Here is a 20,184-nt window from a genome sequence, read left to right on the forward strand (position 1 = left end):
CCGGTTCTCTTACATGACAGTACGGATGAGACCGCCATCGATCCGCAGGGCCGATCCATTGACGATACCGGTCCGTGACGAACCGAGGAAGGTGACGAAATCCGCGACTTCTTCCGGCCTGGACAGGCGCTGAATGAGCGATGTCGGGCGATTTTCCGCGACGAAGCGGCGCTCCGCCTCCGGCGTCGGCACGCCGGGATAGAGACCGGCGATGAGGTCGGCGACGCCTTCGGTGCTACACGGGCCGGGCAGGACAGAATTGACGGTGACATTGGTGCCCTTCGTCGTCTCGGCAAGATTGCGGGCAAGCGAGAGCTGCATCGTCTTCGTCGCGCTGTAGGCTGGCATTTCGGGAGCGGGATTGATGCCGGATTCACTCGCCATGAAAACGACGCGGCCGGCGTCCCGCGCCAGCATCTTCGGCAGGTAATGGCGGGCGAGGCGCACACCGCTCATCACATTGACTTCTATGAGTTCATACCAGCGGTCGTCACCGGCCTTGTAGATATCGACCGCCTCGTAGATTCCGAGATTGACGACCAGCACGTCCACATCAGGACAATTGGCAATCAATTCGTCGCAGCCTTCGCGCGTGCCGGAATTGCCGACGGCGGCTTCCAGTTTGGCCGCCGGCACCTCGGCGCTCAGGCGCGTGATCGCGCGCTCGATCGTCTCGGCACTGCGCCCGTTGATCACCACGGTCGCGCCTTCGCGGGCCATGGCCCGCGATATGGCAAAGCCGAGGCCGCCGGTCGAGGCGGTGATCAGGCAGCGGTGGTTTTTATAACCCAGGTCCATCGGACATATCCTTTCTTACATCAGGGCGGCGGCCGGTTCATGGCCTGCCACACATTCCGGCCGGGTCAGGCCGAGAAACACATCCTCCAGCGTCGGCATATCCACGTCGACGGAAAGAACCGTCAGTCCGGCCGCCGACAGCAAGCTGGCGGCTTGGGCGCGCGCGGTGCGCGCATCCCCGGGAGAAGCCTTCAGATGAAGCCGTAGATGTTGCGGTCCGACCTGCCGGGCTTCGACGATCTCGGGCACGGCGGAGATCGCCTTCAGCGCGTTATCCATTGCCTCGAAGACCTCGGCTCGCAGGCCACCATTGGCCCAGCCCGTCGGTGCGATCTCGGATGGGCGGCCCGCGGCGATCACCTCGCCTTCGCGCATGAAGACGACCCTGTCGCAGACGCGCTCCATCTCCGCAAGCTGATGCGAGGAAAACAGGAGCGTGACGCCATCCGACTTCATCTCGCGGAAAATCGCCCGCATATCGGCAACGCCGTTCGGGTCAAGGCCGAGCGTGGGTTCGTCCAGCATCAGGAATTCCGGCCTATGCAGCATGACGCGTGCCAGACAGGCCCGCTGTTGCATGCCGCGCGAGAACGCGCCGAGCCTGCGTTCGGCGGCGGTACGCAATCCGACGCGATCGAGGACCTCTTTCACCCGCATCGACGCATCCGGCACACCATAAAGATCGGCGAAGAAACGGAGATAATCCCGCGCGGACATGTCGGGATAGATTCGCGGTCGCTCCTGAAGATAACCGCTGCGCGCCCGGGCAATAGAGAGATCGCCACGGTCGCGACGGCCAAAGAACTCGATCGTCCCTGCATCCGGCTCCAGCAAGCCCATGATCATGCCCATGACTGTCGTCTTGCCTGCACCATTTGGCCCGAGAAAACCGGTGATCTCGCCACGCGCCACCGAAAAGCTTGCATGCCGGACAGCCTGTTTCGTGCCGAAAGCCTTGACGAGACCGTCAACGACAAGAGCATGGGTTGCCATCGCCATTTCCCTCTCAGTAGACCACCGGCATCATGTAGAGCCGCGCGAGATTGATCACGATCATCGTGACACCGGCTGCGAGCAGGAACTCCATCGGCCAGGCGAGCAGCTTCACGCGGTCGTTCCAGAGCTTCAGCGCCACGATGACCACAACCGCGGTCAGCGAGGCGGGCCAGTGCGACACGTTGCCGGTCATGACCGTGCAGGACCCGAGAAGCAGCGCCAGGATCAGGCAAAGAACGAATTTTCCCTGCATCTCACATCTCCTCGTTTTCAGACCGGCTGGCAGTAGCCTGCGCGATCGTTCGGCCGGAGCCCGGCTCGAAAAGGTAGATCCAATTCGGATCGAACCCGGCGTAGAGGCGACTGCCCTCCCCCTTGTCCAGGTGGGCGGTTTCCGTTGTCGAACTGCGCGTCGTGATCGTCACGCCGCCACACTGCAGGACATAGAGGTTCTCCGCACCGGTCGGCTCGAAGGAATAAAGCTCGGCGGCAACACCGTGGCTGCCATCGGCCTTGTCGCTGACCGAGATATGCTCCGGTCGAACGCCGAGCCGGACACCTTGTCCGACCAGGTTCTCCACGCCCTTCTCCTGCACCCAAGTCCCATCGAGCGGGATGACGAAATCCTCCGTCATGGCCGCGACCTTGCCCTCGATGCGGGTGATGCGAACATCGAAGACATTCATCTGCGGTTCGCCGACGAAGGTCGCGACGAACTCGGTTGCCGGGCGTTCGAAGATTTCGCGCGGGGTGGCGAATTGCAGCATCTCACCGTCCTTCATGACGATGATGCGGTCCGCCATCGTCATGGCTTCGAGCTGGTCATGCGTCACGAAAATCGTCGTGACGCCGACACTCTTCTGGATGTGGCGAAGCTCTGCGCGCATCTGGCCGCGCAGTTGCGCGTCGAGATGGGACATCGGCTCATCCATGAGGAAGACATCGGCATCGCGCACCAGCATGCGGGCGATCGCCACGCGCTGCAGTTGTCCTGCCGAAAGCTGATCCGGCTTGCGCTGCAAGACCTCGGTGATCTGCATGGTACGGGCAACCGCATTCACCTTGCGGGCGATCTCGGCCCGCTGCAGGCGGCGCACTTCCAACGGATAGGCGATATTGCCGAACACCGTCAGGTGACGATAGAGGCCGTAATCCTGGAAGACCATGCCGACATTGCGGTGGCGTGGGCGTAGGAATGTGACATTGCGGCCGCCGATCGCGATCCGCCCGCTGCTCGGCATTTCAAGGCCGGCGATCATGCGCAGCGTCGTGGTCTTCCCGCAGCCGGACGGGCCGAGAAGGAAGACGAACTCGCCATTGTTGACGGTGATATTCACATCGTTGACGGCCTGGAAAGCACCGAACTGCTTCATGAGGCTGTTGATCTCGATTTCAGCCATGGTGGCACTCCAATGTCTTGCCTGCGCTGGTGGGGAGAGGGATCATTTGCGCACGACCCCTTGGGAAAGACCGCTGATCAGCTGACGCTGCAGCAACAGGACGAAGAGGATGAGCGGCGCGGTGATGAGGACCACGGCAGCGCCCAGCACGTTCCACTTGATATCGGCGCCGATGGAGTAGGCCATGATGGCCGGCGGCATGGTCTTCGCCTGGTTGCTGGTCAGGAAAGTGGCAAAGGCGAACTCGTTCCACGACAGGATCATCACGAAGATCGCGGTTGCCGTGATCGACGGCGCCATGATCGGCAGGGTGACCTTGCGGAAAGCCGCAAACCAGGTGTCGCCATCCACCATGGCGGATTCCTCATAACGGCGGGGAATGTCACGGAAATAGCCGGTCAGCATCCAAACAACAAAGGGAAGCTGCATGGCGGTGTAGAGGATGATCAACCCCAGCAGGGTGTCGAGCAGGCCGGCAGTCTGGAACGTCACGAAGATCGGGATGAGCACGGCGACCGGCGGCATCATGCGGTTGGTGAGCACCCAGAAGGACACGTCGTCTCGTCCCGGAAAATCATAGCGTGCTAGCGCATAGGCGCAGAACATGCCGATCGTTACGGAGAAGAAGGTGGAAGCGAGCGACACAACGACACTGTTGAAGAAGTTCTTCATGATCCCCTTTTCGAAGATCAGGTAATCGAAGGCTTCCAGAGACGGTGTGAAGAACCAGATAGGCGTGGCGGACGAGGAAGTCGCGCCATCCATGAAGCCGGTCATCACGACCCGAAGATAGGGCAGGAAATTGACGACGCAGACGAGGATGAGGACGACATAGACCCACCAGTTGCGTTGCACCGGCGGTGCACTGGGCGATTCCGGCATGGAACTGAGCTTCTTCATGGCAACCTCCTATTCGGCCACTTCGGTCTTGGACCGGAAGACGCGGATGAACACGAAGCTCATCACGATGATGATCATCATCATGATCAGCGAGAGCGCTGCGGCCTTCGATGCGTCGAAGAACTCGAGGCCCGTCTTGGTGAGAAACACGTTGAGTGTGGTGGTGGCATTGCCCGGCCCGCCACGGGTCATGATGACGATCAGTTCGTAGGTGCGGAAGGCATCCATGGTGCGGATGATCACGGCGATCAGGATCGCCGGACGCAGCAGCGGCATGGTGATGGTCCAGAACACGCGCCAGGATCCCGCCCCGTCTATTTCCGCTGCCTCATAGGGCTGACGCGGGATGGAGGCGAGCCCGGCCGATAGCATCAGGAACATGAAGGGCGTCCATTCCCAGACATCCACAAAGACGAGCGTCTGGAAGGCGATAACCGGATCGGAGAGGAACGGGATTTCACCGAGACCCAGAGCCCGTGTCACGGCACCGACATAGTAGGTCATGAGACCGGCGCCGGGATAGAACATGTAGCGCCAGACCAGCGCGGCAACGAGCGGTGGGAGAATCATCGGAATGAGGATGAAGATGCGCATGAAGGCGACGCCCTGCAGCTGCCGCTGGACGAGCAGCGCCAGGCCGAGGCCGAGCCAGAATTCGATGAAAACCGCCTGGACCGTGAAGAGCAAAGTCTTGCGCAGGGCATGCCAGAATTCCGGATCCTGCACGACGGCCTGGTACTGATAGAGCCCGACGAAGTACTGCGGAATGTAAGGCTTCGACAGGATGACGTTATGGCCGGCGATATAGAGCGAGTAGAGGAACGGATAGATACCGATCGCGAACAGAATGATCAGCGTCGGTGCCATTAGCACCCAGGGGAACATCGTCCGGTTCGAGGGGCCGAAACGGGACAGGAAGCCCCGCTGCCCGAAGGTCAGCGCATGGGCTGCAGTGGTGTGTTCCGAGATCGACATGTCTCAGTCCCTTTGCATTGATAGTTAGAAAAAGGCGACGCTTCTGTAATGACCGTCCCGGGTTGTCCGTCCGGGCGTCAGACACGCCCGGACGCACGCAATAATTAGTTCCAGGTGGACGGCAGACGGTCGTAGTAGGTCAGGTCGCGCCACTGCTGCTTCGGCAGATCGTCACGGCCCGGAATGTAATAGCCGCCCTTTCGCATGGCTTCGGTCATGCGCTTTTCCATGTTGGCGGCCGCCGTCTTGCTGTCGATCTCGCCGATCCAGACCCGGTTGCCTTCCTCGCCCATGATGTCGGAGATTTCAGCCCATTCCGGCACGCGAATTCGCTCGTCCGGATTGGTTTCCTTCAGCATGAATTCATAGACTCCCGGCCACCAGGGCTGGTATTTTGCCAGCGTTTCGCTCTTGTAGGTCGAGTGCCGCGAGGGGCCTGCGCCATACTGCGTCGCGCGCGCCTGAATGTCCTTGGACGTCAGCCACTGGATAAAGGTCCAGGTCGCTTCCTTGTTCTTCGAATCCTTCGACAGACCGAGCGACCACGCCCCGAACCAGGGGTCGATCACGCCATTCGGGCCGACCGGCGTATGCAGATGCACATTCTTACCGGCGACCTTAGCCTGGGTTTCCGGGTCTTCAAAGAAGCCCTTAATGAAGTCCTGATAATTCCAGGTCCCGAAGGCATTGCCCGCCTGGTAGACGGCCGTAGCCTCGCCGATACCCCAGTTGGCACTGTCCGACGGCATGAACTGCTTGAAGCTTGTAAAGTAATCGATCGACGCGACCGTCCGCTCGTTGTTAATCGAGATCTTCCAGTCCTTGTCAACATATTCGTCGCCTTTGGTCTCCGGCGTCTGGAATGCGTAGAGATAGGGCAGATAGGTGACCCCCCAGAACCAGCGGCCCGGAATATTGGCGAACCCGATCATGTTGCTTTCGGGATTGTTCACCTTCTTGGCGGCATCAAACATGTACTGCGTGGTGAATTCCGGAGAGAAGCGCTCCGGCAGCTTGAAGCCGGCCTTTTCCGCCACATCCGTGCGGAAGGTCGTTCCGACCGGACCGGCGCCGATCGGGATGGTGAAGAGTGTGTCGTTGAAGACGCCGGTACCGCTGATAACGCGGGGCAGGAAGTCATCGATATCGTAGTCGGCGTCCGTAAGATCGGTATTCTTCACATAGGGCATCAGCGGCTCGAGAAAGCCTGCGGCGGCATATTCGGCGAGCCACATAACGTCGACGGCGAAGAAGTCGTAAGTGCCGGTGCCCTGCTGCATTTCGACCAGGGATTTCTGCCGGTAGTTTTCGAAAGGCACCTCGTCGACGACGACCTTGATGCCGTACTTCTGCTCGAATTCCGGCAGGAACTTTACGAGCGCGGCAAACTGCGGCATGGACGGGGCCAGGAAGTGGATGGTCGTGCCGGCAAGTGCTTTCTGCGCCTCGGTCTGGGCGTGCGCGGGCAGCGCTAGTGTCCAGAGCGCAAGTCCGGCCGCCAGTGCGGCCGTGGTTTTTATGACGTTCATTCTCTCCTCCTCAGGTTTGGTGATGCATGCGTACCCTTCGCCACGCCCTGTCAGGCGTGGAGTCTTGCTTTTCCCCTTGTCGTGAAACGTGCCTGACGCACGGTGCGGCCCCGATCGGCATCGAAGAGATAGACGAAGTCCGGATCGATCCGGAACGAGATCGGCGCGCCGATCGTGCGGGGATATTTGAGTGCCGCGTCGATGGTGGACATCGCGCGGATCACGGTGCCCTCAACGTCGATATCGAAGACGACGCGCGACCCGAGCGTTTCGACAGCAAAGATCGTGCCGTTGACCCGGCAGGCATGCGTGCTGTCCGCCGGGCACAGGGAAAGATGTTGCGGCCGCAAGCCCAGCAGATACTTATCGCCCGGCCGGAGCGCCTCGCCATCCTGCATCCAGTCCTTGTCGACCTCGATATAGGCCTCGCCGATGCGCAGGAACCTGCAGCCGTTCGATTCCGAAATCACCGCCTGCATGACATTCATGGGCGGTTCGCCGATGAAGGTGGCTGCAAACAGCGTTGCCGGCCTGTCGAACAGCTCCTGCGGCGCGGCGATCTGCTCGATCCTTCCCTTGTTGATCAGCACGATCCGGTCCGCCATGGTCATGGCTTCCAGCTGATCGTGCGAGACGTAGAGCATCGTCGCACGGAAATCGCGCTGCAACCGCTTGAACTCGACGCGCATGCGTGCCCTCAACTGGGCATCGAGATGCGAGATCGGTTCATCCAGCAGGAATACATCCGCGTCGCGCACAAGCGCACGGCCGATGGCCACCCGCTGCTGCTGGCCACCCGACAGCTGATTTGGACGGCGCTCCAGCAGTTTTTCGATCTGCAAGGTTTCCGCGACGCTGGCGATCTGGCGGCGGATATCCGCATCGGACATTTTCCGGATGCGCAGCGGATATGCGAGGTTTTCGTATATCGTGAGATGCGGAAACAGCGAATGCTTGTCGTAGACCATGGCGAGGTTGCGCTCGCGTGGCGTCCAACGGGTTACGTCGCGGCCGCCGATCATGATGCGCCCGGCGGTCGCGTCCTCCAGCCCGGCGACGAGACGAAGGGTCGTGGTCTTGCCAGCCCCCGAAGGGCCGAGCAGGAACACCGCCTCGCGGTCCGCCACATCGAGCGAGACGCCGTTAAGTGCGGTGAACCCACCCTTGAAAGCTTTCGCCAGGTTTTCGATCTGAAGGTCAGCCATGGTCTCTTCCGGTGTAAGAATTCAAAGAATTGCGCGGATGGTGCCGCCTTCGGCGCGCATCGCCATGCCATTCAGGGCAGGAGACGCGGCAAGATGAACGACACTCGCCGCCACCTCCGCCGGAGCGATCATCCGGCGGATAAGCGAGGTCGGCTCCGTCTCGTCGAAATAGTCGGATACGACCTGTTCACGCGTGACGCCTTTTTCGCGGGCGATTTCCTCGTGATAGCGGCGCACGGCCGTCGTATCGGTCGGTCCCGGCAGGATGGTGTTGACCCTAACCTGCGTGCCGCGCGTCAGCTCCGACAGCGCCCGCGACACGCCAAGCAGGCAAGCTTTCATGGCGCCGTAATGCGGCATCCAGGCCTGCGGCTTCACCGCGCTTTCGCTGCTGATGAAGACAATCGAGCCTTCGCCCCGCTCCAGCATGTTCTTCAGGATGAGGCGCGACATCCGCACGCCGGTCATGACATTGACGTCAAAGAAGCGGAACCAGTCTTCATCCCGCGTCTCGAAGAAGGGACGGACTTCGAAAATCCCTACGGAATTGATTAGAAAGTCCACGGGCGCTGCAGCCTCGGCGAAATCCGCGAGCCGCTTGTCTTCACCCGCAACCGTCAGGTCGCACGCCATTCCCTGGGCATGCCGGCCGAGTTGCGCGACGGCAGCATTGATCTCCGCTTCGGAAAGGCCGCTGACTGTGGCGCGTGCACCTTCGGCAACAAACGCCTCGGCAACCGCCAGGCCAATGCCCGTCGCCCCTCCCGTTACAAGCACGTGCTTGCCTTCCAGCCCATAATCCATTGACCAAACCTCCTTGGCATACGAAGCGATCAGCTCCGGCGCACCGCCCCTCCAGGCAGCTCGCGCGTTCCTCTCCTGTCGGCCTGACAGCCATCAGCCTCTCGACCAAGGAACTTGCCTTGCCCGATAGAACTAATTTTTTTTTATATAATTTGCAAGAAAAAAAATTTTACACGATTAAACGGCAGTTTGCCGTTACTGCGTTGGCTTCTCGCTGCTTCCGCCCGCGAAATGCTGCAAGGCGAAATCGATGAAAGCCGCTGTACGCGCCGGAAGCCTTCGCCGTGTATCGCTGATCAGGCTGACACGGGCCGCCGCCGGCTCGAAGGGCGCGAGAATTGGCACCAGCCTTCCCAAACGAAGCTCCGGCTCGATATCCGCACGCGCCGTGCGCAAGACGCCAAGTCCCTGCAGGGAAAGGGTTTTCAGGGTTTCCGGATCGCTTGCCCGGAACCGCCCACCAACGGCAATGCTGCGCTGGGCGCCCGCCTCGAATGTCCAGACATCACCGCCGATCATCGAGCCTTCAAGACGCAGACAGTCATGATCTCCCAGCGCTTCCGGCGATGCCGGGATACCGTGCTCCGCCAGATAACCGGGAGTGGCGGCCGTCACGGTTTCCATCGTGAACAATTTCCGGATCGTCAGGCCAGAGTCCTTTACAGGACCGGCGCGAAGGGCCGCATCGAAATGAATTTCATTGAGGCTGCCGGGCGGATCATACCGCAGCGAGAATTTGACATGCGGATGAGTGCGGGCAAAAGCATGGACGAGTGGCAGCACATGACCGCGTCCGATATCGGTAGCGCAGGAGACCACCAGCCCACCCTCGACCGCATGCCGCCGGCCGTCCATTTCGCGCTCGAGATCCGCAAAGCCGGAGAGCACCGGCTCCGCACGCTCCAGCAACAGCCTGCCCTCCTCCGTCAGAAGAAGCGAGCGCGTCGTGCGCCGAACCAGTGTCATGCCGTAGTAGTCTTCCAGCGCCTTCAATCGCCCACTGATCGTCGCCGGCGCCATGCCGAGGCGATTGGCAGCACTCGCCATGCTCTGTGAGCGGGCGATTTCCGAAAACATCCTGAGATCGGCCAAACAGTTCATCCGCAGTCCTCCGTTCAGGCAGGCTCGCCTGGCGGATCTGGTTTCCCAAGCGCCGTTTCGGGGCGCCCTCCTTCTGAAAAACCGGAGCCGTCATCAAGCAGTAACACCGCCCAACGGAATCCCTCTGCGAATATTAGTCATTTCATTATGGAAAAAACGTCACAAATCGAAATCGCTATGGCGCGATGTGCTGGATCAGGTAGTCGATGAAGACACGGATACGTGGTGCCAGCGGCGATTGGTCGGCATAAATGATGGAAACGGGCTCGCGATCGCCAGGGTTGAACGTCTCAAGAACGGAGGCAAGCCGCCCGGCCTTGAGATCATGCCCGATATGGAAATCCGAAAGGCGCGCGAGGCCAACTCCATCAAGGGCGAACCGGCGAAGGCTTTCGCCATTGTCGAGGCTGAGATTGCCCTTCACAGCCAGATCGAGTTGGGTAACGACGCCATCCTGATCGACGCGGAACGGCCATTTGCCATAACTACGACTGAAGCCGAGCGTCAGGCAGTTGTGCTCCAGGAGATCGCGGGGTTCGATCGGCACGCCATGCCGCTCAAGATAGGCAGGAGAGGCGACAACATGGCGGGGCGATGACGCGAGACGACGAAAGCGGATCGTGGAATCGGTCAGTACGCCCGTGCGGATGGCGACATCGACACCCTCACGTATCAGGTCGGCGGTCGTATCCGCCAAGGAAAATTCCAAGGCGATATCGGGAAAGGTTTCGAGAAAACCGGCAACCAGCGGCGCTACACGATGAATGCCGAAAGGCACATTGCAACTGACCCGAAGTGTACCGCCGATCTGGCCGGCGCTTTCGCGTACACCCCGCTCCAGGCTGGATATGTCCTGCAGGATCTGCTTGCCGCGGGCAAAATAATCCTCACCCTCGACAGTCAGACGCAGTTTTCGCGTCGAGCGGATGGCAAGCGGCAGACCAAGGCGCGCTTCGATGCGGGCGACAATCTTGCTGATGGCCGACGGGGACAGGCGAAGGGCATCCGCAGCTGCAGTGAAGCTGCCGGTCTCGACGACTTTGACAAAAACCTCGATTTCGGAAATGCGGCCGGACATAGTTGCCTCATTCGTGACACCTGATCACTTCACTTATGACAGAGTGCTGCTTACTGCGGCAAGCCGGAAATGGCAGTGGTCTCCTTCGACCCCAATGGAGGAGACTGAAACATGTATCAGAAACGGGCACTCGTGGCCGGTGCGACCGGCATTGTCGGGCTCAACGTGGCCGAACACCTACGCGATCTCGGCGGCTGGGAGATAACCGGGTTATCGCGCCGCCCCCCCATCGGCGCATCCTATATGCAGACCCACGCTGTCGATCTGCTGGATCGCGAAGCAGCACTGAAAACGCTGGCGACGCTTCGTCCGACCCATGTCTATTTCTGCACATGGACGCTCGGGAAAAACGAGGACGAAAACATCCGGCTCAACGGAGGCATGCTTCGGACTCTGCTCGACGGCATTGCAGCCGCCGGCACGGTGGAGCATGTCGCCGTTGTCACCGGCACCAAGCATTATCTCGGACCATTCGAGGACTATGGCAAGGTAACGCCGGTCACCCCCTTCCGCGAGGACGCGCCACGCCTGACGAAGAAGAACTTCTATTACGAACTCGAAGACGTCGTCATGGACTATGCCGCCCGCCATGGCTACGGCTGGTCGGTACACCGCTCGCATACGATCATCGGCTATGCCGTCGGCAATCTGATGAATATCGGCGCCACACTCGCAACCTTCGCCTCCATCTGCAAGGCGACCGGCCGCCCCTTCACCTTCCCCGGCACCCCAACGGCCTATCATGGCATCAATGACATCACCGATGCGCGCCTGCTTGCCAAGCATATCGTCTGGGCCTCGACGGAGCCGAATGCCCGCAACGAAGCCTTCAACGCCACGAATGGCGACGTCTTCCGCTGGGACCAACTGTGGAAGCGCATCGCCGATTATTTCGGTATTGAGGTGGGCGCCTATCCCGGCCAGTACAATTCACTGACGGATCGAATGCAGGGCCTCGATCCGGATTGGCAGGCATTGGTGCGACAGCATGGCCTCCAGCCGCACGCTCTCGACCGTCTCGCTTCCCCCTGGCATACGGATCTCGACCTTGGCCGCCCGATGGAATGCCTGCACTCCATGGCCAAGAGCCGGGCGCTCGGCTTCGGGGAAATTCAGGACACGGAAAAGTCTTTCATCGACGTCTTCGACCGGCTGCGCGCGGAGCGCATCATTCCCTGAGGTCATCCTCAGCACCGCTTACGAAAAGAGCGCATCGGAAGGCCGGTGCGCTCTTTCTTTTTGCGTTGATAAAAGTCCCGCCCTCAGGCGGCGGGATAGGGATGGGCGTTGAGCAGTCTAGCGAGGCGCGACAACGCCCGCGGCCCGGCATTCACCTGATCACATTCGACGGCGCTGACCCCAGGCACCTCCATCAGAAAGGTGCGGACAGGACCGACAAAGGTCATGGCGAGGTTTGGGCAGGCACGGCAAGCGCCGGCCAGCGCAACACTGACCACGCCATCCCCACTCACATCAGTGATAGTGATATCGCCCCCATGCCCGAGGATAAGGGGCCGCGCACGGCCGAGAGCCGCGTCAAGGAGAACACGATCGATCATGCCACCAGCCCCAGTTCACGCTTCTTCGCCTCGATGTCGATGCCCATGCCACGCGCAAACGCCTTGCCGAGGATATTTTTCTTCATCTCCCGCGTGATTTCCGGATAGCCATAACGCTCCTGCAGTTCCTCGGGCATTTCGAGATTGGCGAGCGTGTCGATATAGGTCTGGACATGCGGCCAGATGAAAGCTTCCGAGCCATAGCAGATGCGATCGGAGCCGACGTAAAGCAGCGCTTCGCCGAGCCGCTGCAGCATTTTCCAGGGCTGGAGATAATACTGGTTAAACCAGAGCGGCAGGATCAGGTAGATATTCTCGAACCGGCTCGCGATGGAGATCGTCTCGTCGACATAGGGATCGCCGAGATGGTGGATGCCGAAATTCAGTTCCGGGAAATCGGCGGCGGCATACTGGATGTCGTTCGGCTTGAAGGCCTCGACCGGTCCGAGTTCCAGCGGGAATCCCTTGTGGAACTGAACCATCTTCACGCCGAGCTCGATCGCCTTTTCCCAGAGAGGATAGGCGATGTCACGGTCATCGGCCCGCCAGGAACACCCGCGAGACTGATACTGGTAGAACTTGAAGCTGACGGCGCCAAGCTCATGCACCTGCCGCTCCATCTCCTTCAGGGCCGGGCCGAGGCCATGATAGGCAGGATCGACACCACCTGTCAGCACGATGCGCTTGGGATCTTTCTGGGCGAGGGCATGGCTGAGTTCCACGGGACCGAGACCCGCGCGCCAATGCGAAAACAGTGGCACGGAGCAGGCGCAGGCCATGTCCGTATCGGCCTTGCCGAACAGCATATCCACCCCCCAGTCGAGATCAGGATTGGAAAACGTTTCGGTTTCCGGCGGCGGCCCGCGCCGGCCGGTCAAATTGATGAAACCGGTCAGCTGTTCACGCAGGATGCGCACGCGCCGGCCGTCACTGCCATCCTTGATCTGGCCATTGCTGAAATCCTGGCAATGCACCGCCGCGTCAAAGACAAACATTCCGTCTTTCATTCGCTTTCTCCCATCGATCCAAAGGCGCGGATGCGCCGTCGCAGCCCTGAAAAGGCCATTTGGATCAATAGCATGGAGACGAATGCAGCAGTCTTCGAGTTATCCGAAGACTGCCTTCATGAGGGACAGGGTCAGACGTGCTGACTCAACCAATCTGGAAGAGGTCGACGAAATCCCGATACAGAACCGGGCCACTAGCAAGCACCATCCCGCCCTTGGGAAGCGCCGTTCCGGGTTGAGGATAGTTTAGAAAACGGCCACCGGCCGCCTTGATGAGAGCGAGACCGGCAACGGCATCCCAAGACCACATATGGCGCTCGAAATAGCCATCCACCCGACCGGCAGCCACGTAAGCAAGCATCAAAGCGCCGGCGCCGACCTGCCGGAAGCTGCCGCCGGCCGAGAAGAGCCGTTCCGCATCGACGGCAAAAGCGGCTGGTGGAACACGATGATTGTGGCCGAGGCCCAAGCTCGTCTTGTCGATACTGCCGGTGGTGCTGACCGAGACCGGTACGCCGTTGACAGTTGGCGATATCCCGTCCGCACCGGCAAAAAGTTCGTCGCGGAGCGGATCGTAGATGACGCCGAGGATCGGCTCTCCCTTTGACCACAGACCGATCGAAACACACCAGTTATGCGCGCCCTTCAGAAAATTCGAGGTGCCATCGAGAGGATCGACGCACCAGATGAGGTCTGCTTCCTGCGCCCCGGAAATACCGGTTTCCTCGCCCAAAAATCCGTCCTCCGGAAAGGCCGGACGAAGAATGGCGGCGATCGCGTCTTCCGCTTCGCGATCGGCGATGGAGACGAAGTCGTTCAGCCCCTTCTGCTCAATGACCAGTTGGCTGCGGCGGTCATAATGGGACAGCAACAAGCGCCCGGCTTCACGGGCGGCATGTTCGGCGGCAGCGAGGCGGGCTTCCAGCCCTGCAGCGGAAGAAGGCGTATCGGGCATTCGTGGATCCTTTAATAGCGGGTCAGCGCGGTCACGTCGGAGGTCCGCTCCAGGCCTTCGATGGCCCGACCGAAATTTCGCACCGCATAGAGGGAATAGAGCGTGTCGATGACCTGAAGCTGCGCAATCTTCGAGACCATGGATTCGTGATATTCGCCTGGGCCGACGACGCCGGTGATGGTCGGCGTGAAGAGGCAGATATCCGCGTGCCGCACAATTGGCGAATCCGGGAAGGATGTGATCGCCAAGGTCGTTGCACCCTGCAACTTCGCCTGCTGCAGGCTGTCCACGGTCGAAATGGTACGGCCGGAATTCGAGACGCCGATCGCCAGCGATTTCGGTCCCAGCGTCGAGGTGGAAATCTGACGGATACCCAGGTCACGGAAGAACAGGCAACGCTTGCCGACCCGCATGAAACGCAGCAGCGCATTTTCCACACAGAGCAACGAGGCACCCATGGCGAAGAAGCCGAGCACATCAGCCTCCTCGATCGCCTCCACAGCGCGCTCCAGCTCCTTCTCCGCAAGGCCCGCGCGGGTGTCGGAAACGGTCATCGCATAGCGGGCGGCGACCTTGGACAAAACCGAGGACGTGTCGTCCTGGTCGGTTATGTCCTCATAGACGTGGCGTTCGGAAAGCGGCTCGGCCGGCGCCGTACCCTGGGACAACTCCTCGGCGATGAGGATTTTAAACTGCTGGAAACTCGGCACATCGATTTCACGCACGAATCGGGTGACGGTGGATTCCGATACTTCACACTGTAAAGCGAGATCCTTGATCGAGATGGATTTGATCTCTTCCGGTGCCTTTAGCACTCGATCCGCAATACGCCGCAAGGCAGGGTTCATATAACCCGCCTTCCAGCGAATCCGCATCAGGATGGATTGTCTGCTGTCCGTTGCGTTATCCATCAATCACGACTCCTGGTGTTCGTCGCAATTCTATAGCTGGCAAATGCCTGAGAATGAAATTTCTTTTTTTACCAAACTTTGCGGCTGGCCCTCGCAGTCTCCCGCGTAACGCGCAGAACGTCATAGGCGGAACGCGCGGCAACGAGCGAATCCTGCCAGGCCTCGCGCCATAGCCGCACCCCCCCGACAAGCGCCTCGCCCAGTACACGGGAAGAGAAGGCTTCGACTGTGTAGTCTCCGGCGTATCCGACGCTTTCGAGCGCCCGGAAATAGGACGAAATATCGAAGTGACCGCCGCCGAGCGCTCCACGGTTACTGTCCGCGACATGGGCGTAGCCTAGCAGCGCGGCATTGCGCTGGATGGTCGCCGCGATATCGCCCTCCTCGATGTTCATGTGGAAGGTGTCCATGTGAATGAAGAGGTTGGCGCCACCCGAAGCGCGGATCAGCGACGCAGCCTCATCAAGCGTATTGACGAGATAGCTCTCGTAACGATTGACAGGTTCCAGTCCGAGCCGCACACCGAGTTCGCCAGCGCGGCGGTCTAGACGTGAGAGGCTTTCCGTGACCCGCGCCCGCGCGTCCTTGGTCGCCGGCGCACCATAATTGGAAAAAGCCGCGTAGGTGATACCTGAAACGGCAGGTGCGTGAAGTTCCGACGCTATCTCGAGGGCACGTGCAACTGTTGCTTCACCTCGTCGGGCGACTGACGCATCGGAAGAGGAGATATCCGTGTCGGACCCCAGCGCCATACCGAGACGCAGTTCCAGTCCCGCCTCGCGCGTTACCCGGCGAGTGAGCGGAATATCAAGCGCCGCCGGATCGAACATCAGAACTTCGATCAACTCGTAGCCGATTTCCGCCGCCGCTTGGCACGCCGTGCTTGCGTTGGCCGCGTCCCACCGGTCCGTGAAGAGGAGGGCATGAACACCTAACTTGCCGGACATGATATACTCCTTTCATGCAGTCCAATCTTGGGGTTGGAGCCCCCTCCGGTCGGATCTACCCTAAACAAATGGGCTGTTGACTTCTCGACGAGGCAACGGATGCCGGGCGATCAAACTCGTGGTCGCCGCATCAATCTGGCCGCGCATGAAGCGCAGCCCCTTGGTCGCCAAATCCTCGCTGTCCGTCCAGTGTGTGGTCCAGGCGGCAAGGGCGTCCGCCACCCCTTCCTTGAGGACGGCCGGCGAGAAGGCCTCGAACACGACCGGCCCGTTATATGAAGCACGTACCAAGGCACGGAAATAGTCTGGGAAATCCACCGACCCAGACCCGAGATAGCCTCGATTACTCTCCCCGGCATGGACGTGGCCAATGGTGTCGATGTTCCGCGCGATCGCATCCGCGGTGTCGTGTTCCTCGATGTTCATATGGTAGCTGTCGATATGGGCGAACAAAGCCGGCGACCCGATGGTCCGCACGATACGGGCCGCATCGTCGATGGTGTTGACGACATTGCTCTCATAGCGATTGACCGCCTCGATGCCGAGCCGAATGCCAGCAGCCTCAGCGCGTACGGCAAGACGGCCATAGGTTTCGATGACACGGTCGATGGTACCCGCTGCGGCTGCCTGTCCATAACGGTGCATGGCCGAATGCGTGACGCCGCCGAGCAGATTCGAGCCCATGTCGCGCGTCGCAAGGATGGCGTCCGAGATAAACTGCTCGCCTGCCTTCGCCACGGCGGGATCGGCGCTGGAGATGTCTGCGGCCGGATTAAGCGCCATGCCAGTCACCACGCCGATTCCGGCCGCCGCGATCGCCTTTGCGGTCGCGGCAGGGCGTGCGTCCCGTGGGTCGAAGATGACCGCCTCAATCAGGTCGTAGCCGGTCTCTGCCGTCTTGCCAATGGCATAGCAAATCGTGTCCTCGGTCCAATCGGTGACCCAGACTAACGCGTGGATACCAAGCTGCATTTCACGCTCCTCACCCGAAGATCGAGCGAATTGTGCCGCCGTCGGCACGATGGCAGACACCGTTCATGGCTGCGTTGGTCATCAACTGCACCACGCCGCGCCCGTGCAGGGCTGGATCAATGAGCTTCTGCGTCAGGTTCGAGGGCTGGACGTCGCGGTAGAAATCGACGAGCGCCTGCTCGACTGTCTTGCCCTGTTGCTTGGCGAGATCGGCAAAGTAGGTTTCGACCGACTCTGTCGCGGTCGAGCCTGGCATATAGCTATTGACGCGCACATTCGTCCCGCGCGTCAGTTCTGCCAGCGAGCGGCTGAGCCCAAGCATCGCGGTCTTGGTGACGGAATAGGGCGTCATGTTGCCAATCGAACGGATGGCCGCTTCAGAGGAAATGAAGACGATGCTGCCATCGTTACGCGCCAGCATGTCCTTCATGACAAGGCGGGAGATGCGGATCGACGTCATGAGGTTGTGCTGGAAATATTCCATCCAGCGCTCGTCGCTGACCTCGAAGAAATCATTAACGTCGAACACGCCGATATTGTTGACGAGGAACGAGACTGGGCCAAAGCCGGCGGCGAAGTCCGCAAGTGCAAGCGCGCCCTCCTGCGTCAGGAGATCGGCGACTACGCCATGGGCACGTGTACCGATAGCCGCGACAGCCTTGCTGAGCTTGGCCTGATCGCGGCCGTTAATGATGACTATCGCGCCCTCTTCGTGAAAGGTACGTGCTATTGCGTGACCGATGCCCGTCGCGCCGCCGGTGACGATAACAATCTTGTCCTTAAGTCCGAAATCCATGTTCCTCACTCCCTTGTCCGATGTTCTGCTGTGCTGCCCGTGCGAAGTGCGCCAGCCGCTCGCAGGCTACGCTGATTTGGTCGAAGACCGCCTCGAACGCGTCCCGCTCTTGCCCCCACGGATCGATGATCGTTGTTTCCTCGCCCGGAATGGCATAGGCGCCGAGCCGGCCGATTCGGGCGTGGCCGCCCTCCGGACGGAGTGCCCGGATGGCCTCCATGTTGAGATCGTCCATGCCAAGGATCAAGTCGAATTCTTCGAAGTCAGTCTTCCGGATTTGTCGCGCAACGAGCGTCTCCAACGCAACGCCGCGGGCGGCTGCGACAGAAATGGTTTCGGAGTGGGGCGGTTTTCCGACATTCCAGTCCATGATCGCGGCGCTGTCGATCCGGTGACCAGGTAGAGCGGCGCGCAGAACGCCGTCAGCGGTGGGCGAGCGGCAGATGTTGCCACGGCAGACGAGGAGTACAGATAGTGGGGGCCGGATGAGAGGTTGGACGCGGTAGGTGGTCGAGACCGTTGCGAGCCGCACCTCGACCTTCGGCGTCAGTGTAGCGAGCTTTCGCGCACCCTCCTCGGGATTGAGCGTGTTGAACTCGAAGAGACCGAAATGATGGCCGATCATTGCCCGCGCGCCGATCTCGTCCGCAAGTGCGACGGCCTCCTCCAGCGACAAGTTGCCAGGTACGCCATTGGCGGCGCGCGTTGCATCCCGCCCGTTCACCGGCAGCAGCGCGAGATCGACCCGGAAAGGCATCAGCCATTCCGCCAGACCGGGAAATGGGATGGTGTCACCCGAATGCCAGAGCGTCACCCCGCCGCCGCTAAGCACATACCCCAGGAAGAGGTAACCCTCCGTCGTGCGGCGAAGGTCCTCGTGCGCTGCTGGCGTCGCCGTAACGATAACACCGCCGAGATCGATGCTCTCACCCGCGTCGATCAACGTTAGGCGATTTTCTGGTACGCCACGCTCAATGGCCCGCGCTTTCTCTGCACGGGGCACGAGCGCCCGTGCCCGCGGATTTGCGGCGAGCAGGGCCGGGATCGTTCCCGGATCCATGTGATCGGTGTGCGCATGAGTGCAAAGCAGCCAGTCAACGTCGCGCAGGTCGCCCGGTTTGACGGGCACGGGCATCATCCGCTGATGCGGAAACCGGGTTCCCCGGTATTTTTCCGCAAGAGAATCGGAGAGATAGGCGTCGATGACGATCTTGAGACCGGCCTGCCGGATGAGGAATCCCGCCTGACCGAGCCAGACGAGTGTAGCGCCTTCTCCAGCATCAAAGGCTTCCATGGCCACTAGGGGTTCAATCTCGACGACGCTCACGGCCGCACCAAGTTCTTCAAGAGGTTGTCGACAGCTACACTCGTTGCCCTATCGACACTTTCCTCGGTGAACCCGCCGGCATGCGGCGTCAGGATCACGCGTTCGTGGCTGAGCAGCGCCGAACTTTCAGGAGGCTCGTGATGGAAGACGTCGGTTGCCAGCGTCGTTACCTGTCCCATCTCCAACGCCGCCAGCATCGCGCCATCGTCGATCAGTTCCGCACGCGCGGTGTTGACGATGATCACGCCTTTCTTCATGCGTGAAAGCATGGCGTCGTCGAGGATAGGCTTTTCGCCTGGCGGGCAGTGAAAGGACACGGCGTCGGCGGCCATCAGCGCATTCTCAAGTCCCGCAAAACGGAACCCGGTGGGCGCGAAGCTACAATCCGGATACGGATCGTAACCGATCACCTTCATGCCCAGCCCGAGCGCCATGTTCACGACCTCCCGGCCGATTGCGCCACATCCGACAACAGCGAGCGTCCGCCCCTTCACTTCCTGGCCGATCCGCCTGCACCATTCGCCCTTGGCGAGATGCTGATGGGACCATGGAATGTGTCGATACGCGGAAAGGAGGAGGCCGACGGCGAGTTCGGCGACGCCGCGGGCATTCGCGCCCATGGCGCGCTCAACGGTAATGCCGCGCGCCTCCGCCTCGCGGAGGTCGATATTGTCGACCCCCGTCCCGTTGCGGCTGATGACCCGCAATCCCTTGGCCGCATCGAGCACCCGCGTGCTGATCGGTTCGACACCGGCAAGCCAGCCGACGCAGCCGGGTATAGTACGCAACAGCTCCTCCTCCGACGGCGTCTTGCCGGGCGCGGGAAAAACGATCTCGAACCCCTCGTCCAGCAGGCGCGTGAGAACCGGATGGCCGGAGCCGGAGAGAGAACGGGGCGTGATGGCGATCCGACCGGGCATCGTT

At 60.7% G+C, this 20,184-nt stretch carries 21 protein-coding genes; 1 reads left to right on the top strand and 20 read right to left on the bottom strand.

What is annotated here, in order from left to right; all coding sequences use genetic code 11:
* Positions 1–9: 9 nt before the first annotated feature.
* The 11 genes from EV665_RS27060 to EV665_RS27110 form a co-directional block, all read right to left on the bottom strand.
* Entirely contained in the window at positions 10–798 is a 789-nt protein-coding gene (locus EV665_RS27060; protein ID WP_133036474.1) for an SDR family NAD(P)-dependent oxidoreductase, read from the bottom strand.
* A gap of 15 nt (positions 799–813) precedes the next feature.
* The gene (locus tag EV665_RS27065; RefSeq protein WP_245507848.1) at positions 814–1,797 is read right to left on the bottom strand and encodes an ABC transporter ATP-binding protein; all 984 of its coding nucleotides are present in this window, start codon (positions 1,795–1,797) and stop codon (positions 814–816) included.
* 7 nt (positions 1,798–1,804) lie between these two features.
* Positions 1,805–2,047, bottom strand: coding sequence for a hypothetical protein (locus EV665_RS27070; protein ID WP_133036475.1), 243 nt, complete (start codon positions 2,045–2,047; stop codon positions 1,805–1,807).
* Position 2,048: 1 nt separating this feature from the next.
* Positions 2,049–3,194, bottom strand: coding sequence for an ABC transporter ATP-binding protein (locus EV665_RS27075; protein WP_133036476.1), 1,146 nt, complete (start codon positions 3,192–3,194; stop codon positions 2,049–2,051).
* A gap of 42 nt (positions 3,195–3,236) precedes the next feature.
* A complete protein-coding gene (locus EV665_RS27080) occupies positions 3,237–4,094 on the bottom strand; it encodes a carbohydrate ABC transporter permease (protein ID WP_133036477.1) in 858 nt (285 codons plus the stop codon).
* 9 nt (positions 4,095–4,103) lie between these two features.
* A complete protein-coding gene (locus EV665_RS27085; RefSeq protein ID WP_133036478.1) occupies positions 4,104–5,069 on the bottom strand; it encodes a carbohydrate ABC transporter permease in 966 nt (321 codons plus the stop codon).
* Between the two features lie 104 nt (positions 5,070–5,173).
* Complete coding sequence (locus EV665_RS27090; protein ID WP_133036479.1) at positions 5,174–6,598, bottom strand: ABC transporter substrate-binding protein; 1,425 nt, start codon at positions 6,596–6,598, stop codon at positions 5,174–5,176.
* A 50-nt stretch (positions 6,599–6,648) separates the two neighbouring features.
* A complete protein-coding gene (locus EV665_RS27095; protein ID WP_133036480.1) occupies positions 6,649–7,803 on the bottom strand; it encodes an ABC transporter ATP-binding protein in 1,155 nt (384 codons plus the stop codon).
* Between the two features lie 21 nt (positions 7,804–7,824).
* Positions 7,825–8,607 (bottom strand): SDR family NAD(P)-dependent oxidoreductase, encoded by a 783-nt coding sequence (locus EV665_RS27100; protein WP_133036481.1) that lies wholly within the window; start codon positions 8,605–8,607, stop codon positions 7,825–7,827.
* A gap of 195 nt (positions 8,608–8,802) precedes the next feature.
* Positions 8,803–9,708 carry a LysR family transcriptional regulator gene (locus EV665_RS27105; protein ID WP_133036482.1) on the bottom strand — a complete coding sequence of 302 codons (906 nt, stop codon included), beginning with the start codon at positions 9,706–9,708 and terminating at the stop codon, positions 8,803–8,805.
* Positions 9,709–9,883: 175 nt separating this feature from the next.
* Positions 9,884–10,786, bottom strand: a complete 903-nt coding sequence (locus EV665_RS27110) for a LysR family transcriptional regulator (protein ID WP_133036483.1) — start codon at positions 10,784–10,786, stop codon at positions 9,884–9,886.
* A gap of 111 nt (positions 10,787–10,897) precedes the next feature.
* Between EV665_RS27110 and EV665_RS27115 the strand changes: the two genes are divergently transcribed.
* On the top strand, positions 10,898–11,965 hold the full coding sequence (locus EV665_RS27115; protein WP_133036484.1) for an SDR family oxidoreductase: 1,068 nt from the start codon (positions 10,898–10,900) through the stop codon (positions 11,963–11,965).
* 83 nt (positions 11,966–12,048) lie between these two features.
* Here the strand turns inward: EV665_RS27115 and EV665_RS27120 are convergent, their stop codons facing one another.
* From EV665_RS27120 to EV665_RS27160, 9 genes are all read right to left on the bottom strand, one after another.
* Positions 12,049–12,345 carry a NifU family protein gene (locus tag EV665_RS27120; protein WP_133036485.1) on the bottom strand — a complete coding sequence of 99 codons (297 nt, stop codon included), beginning with the start codon at positions 12,343–12,345 and terminating at the stop codon, positions 12,049–12,051.
* Positions 12,342–13,340 carry an amidohydrolase family protein gene (locus EV665_RS27125; RefSeq protein ID WP_245507850.1) on the bottom strand — a complete coding sequence of 333 codons (999 nt, stop codon included), beginning with the start codon at positions 13,338–13,340 and terminating at the stop codon, positions 12,342–12,344. Before EV665_RS27125 ends, EV665_RS27120 begins: the two co-directional genes overlap by 4 nt.
* A 157-nt stretch (positions 13,341–13,497) precedes the next feature.
* Complete coding sequence (locus EV665_RS27130) at positions 13,498–14,307, bottom strand: inositol monophosphatase family protein (protein WP_133036487.1); 810 nt, start codon at positions 14,305–14,307, stop codon at positions 13,498–13,500.
* 11 nt (positions 14,308–14,318) lie between these two features.
* Positions 14,319–15,218 carry a MurR/RpiR family transcriptional regulator gene (locus EV665_RS27135; protein WP_133036488.1) on the bottom strand — a complete coding sequence of 300 codons (900 nt, stop codon included), beginning with the start codon at positions 15,216–15,218 and terminating at the stop codon, positions 14,319–14,321.
* 68 nt (positions 15,219–15,286) lie between these two features.
* Positions 15,287–16,165: a sugar phosphate isomerase/epimerase family protein gene (locus EV665_RS27140; RefSeq protein ID WP_133036489.1), complete on the bottom strand. Its 879-nt coding sequence runs from the start codon at positions 16,163–16,165 to the stop codon at positions 15,287–15,289.
* 60 nt (positions 16,166–16,225) lie between these two features.
* Positions 16,226–17,137, bottom strand: a complete 912-nt coding sequence (locus EV665_RS27145) for a sugar phosphate isomerase/epimerase family protein (protein ID WP_133036490.1) — start codon at positions 17,135–17,137, stop codon at positions 16,226–16,228.
* Between the two features lie 10 nt (positions 17,138–17,147).
* On the bottom strand, positions 17,148–17,933 hold the full coding sequence (locus tag EV665_RS27150; RefSeq protein ID WP_133036491.1) for an SDR family NAD(P)-dependent oxidoreductase: 786 nt from the start codon (positions 17,931–17,933) through the stop codon (positions 17,148–17,150).
* The gene (locus tag EV665_RS27155; RefSeq protein ID WP_245507851.1) at positions 17,917–19,260 is read right to left on the bottom strand and encodes an arsenate reductase/protein-tyrosine-phosphatase family protein; all 1,344 of its coding nucleotides are present in this window, start codon (positions 19,258–19,260) and stop codon (positions 17,917–17,919) included. Before EV665_RS27155 ends, EV665_RS27150 begins: the two co-directional genes overlap by 17 nt.
* Positions 19,257–20,180 (bottom strand): phosphoglycerate dehydrogenase, encoded by a 924-nt coding sequence (locus EV665_RS27160; RefSeq protein ID WP_133036492.1) that lies wholly within the window; start codon positions 20,178–20,180, stop codon positions 19,257–19,259. The genes EV665_RS27155 and EV665_RS27160 overlap by 4 nt, the downstream gene beginning before the upstream one ends.
* Positions 20,181–20,184 lie beyond the last annotated feature (4 nt).

It is taken from the genome of Shinella granuli, from assembly GCF_004341885.1.
GTDB lineage: Bacteria > Pseudomonadota > Alphaproteobacteria > Rhizobiales > Rhizobiaceae > Shinella > Shinella granuli.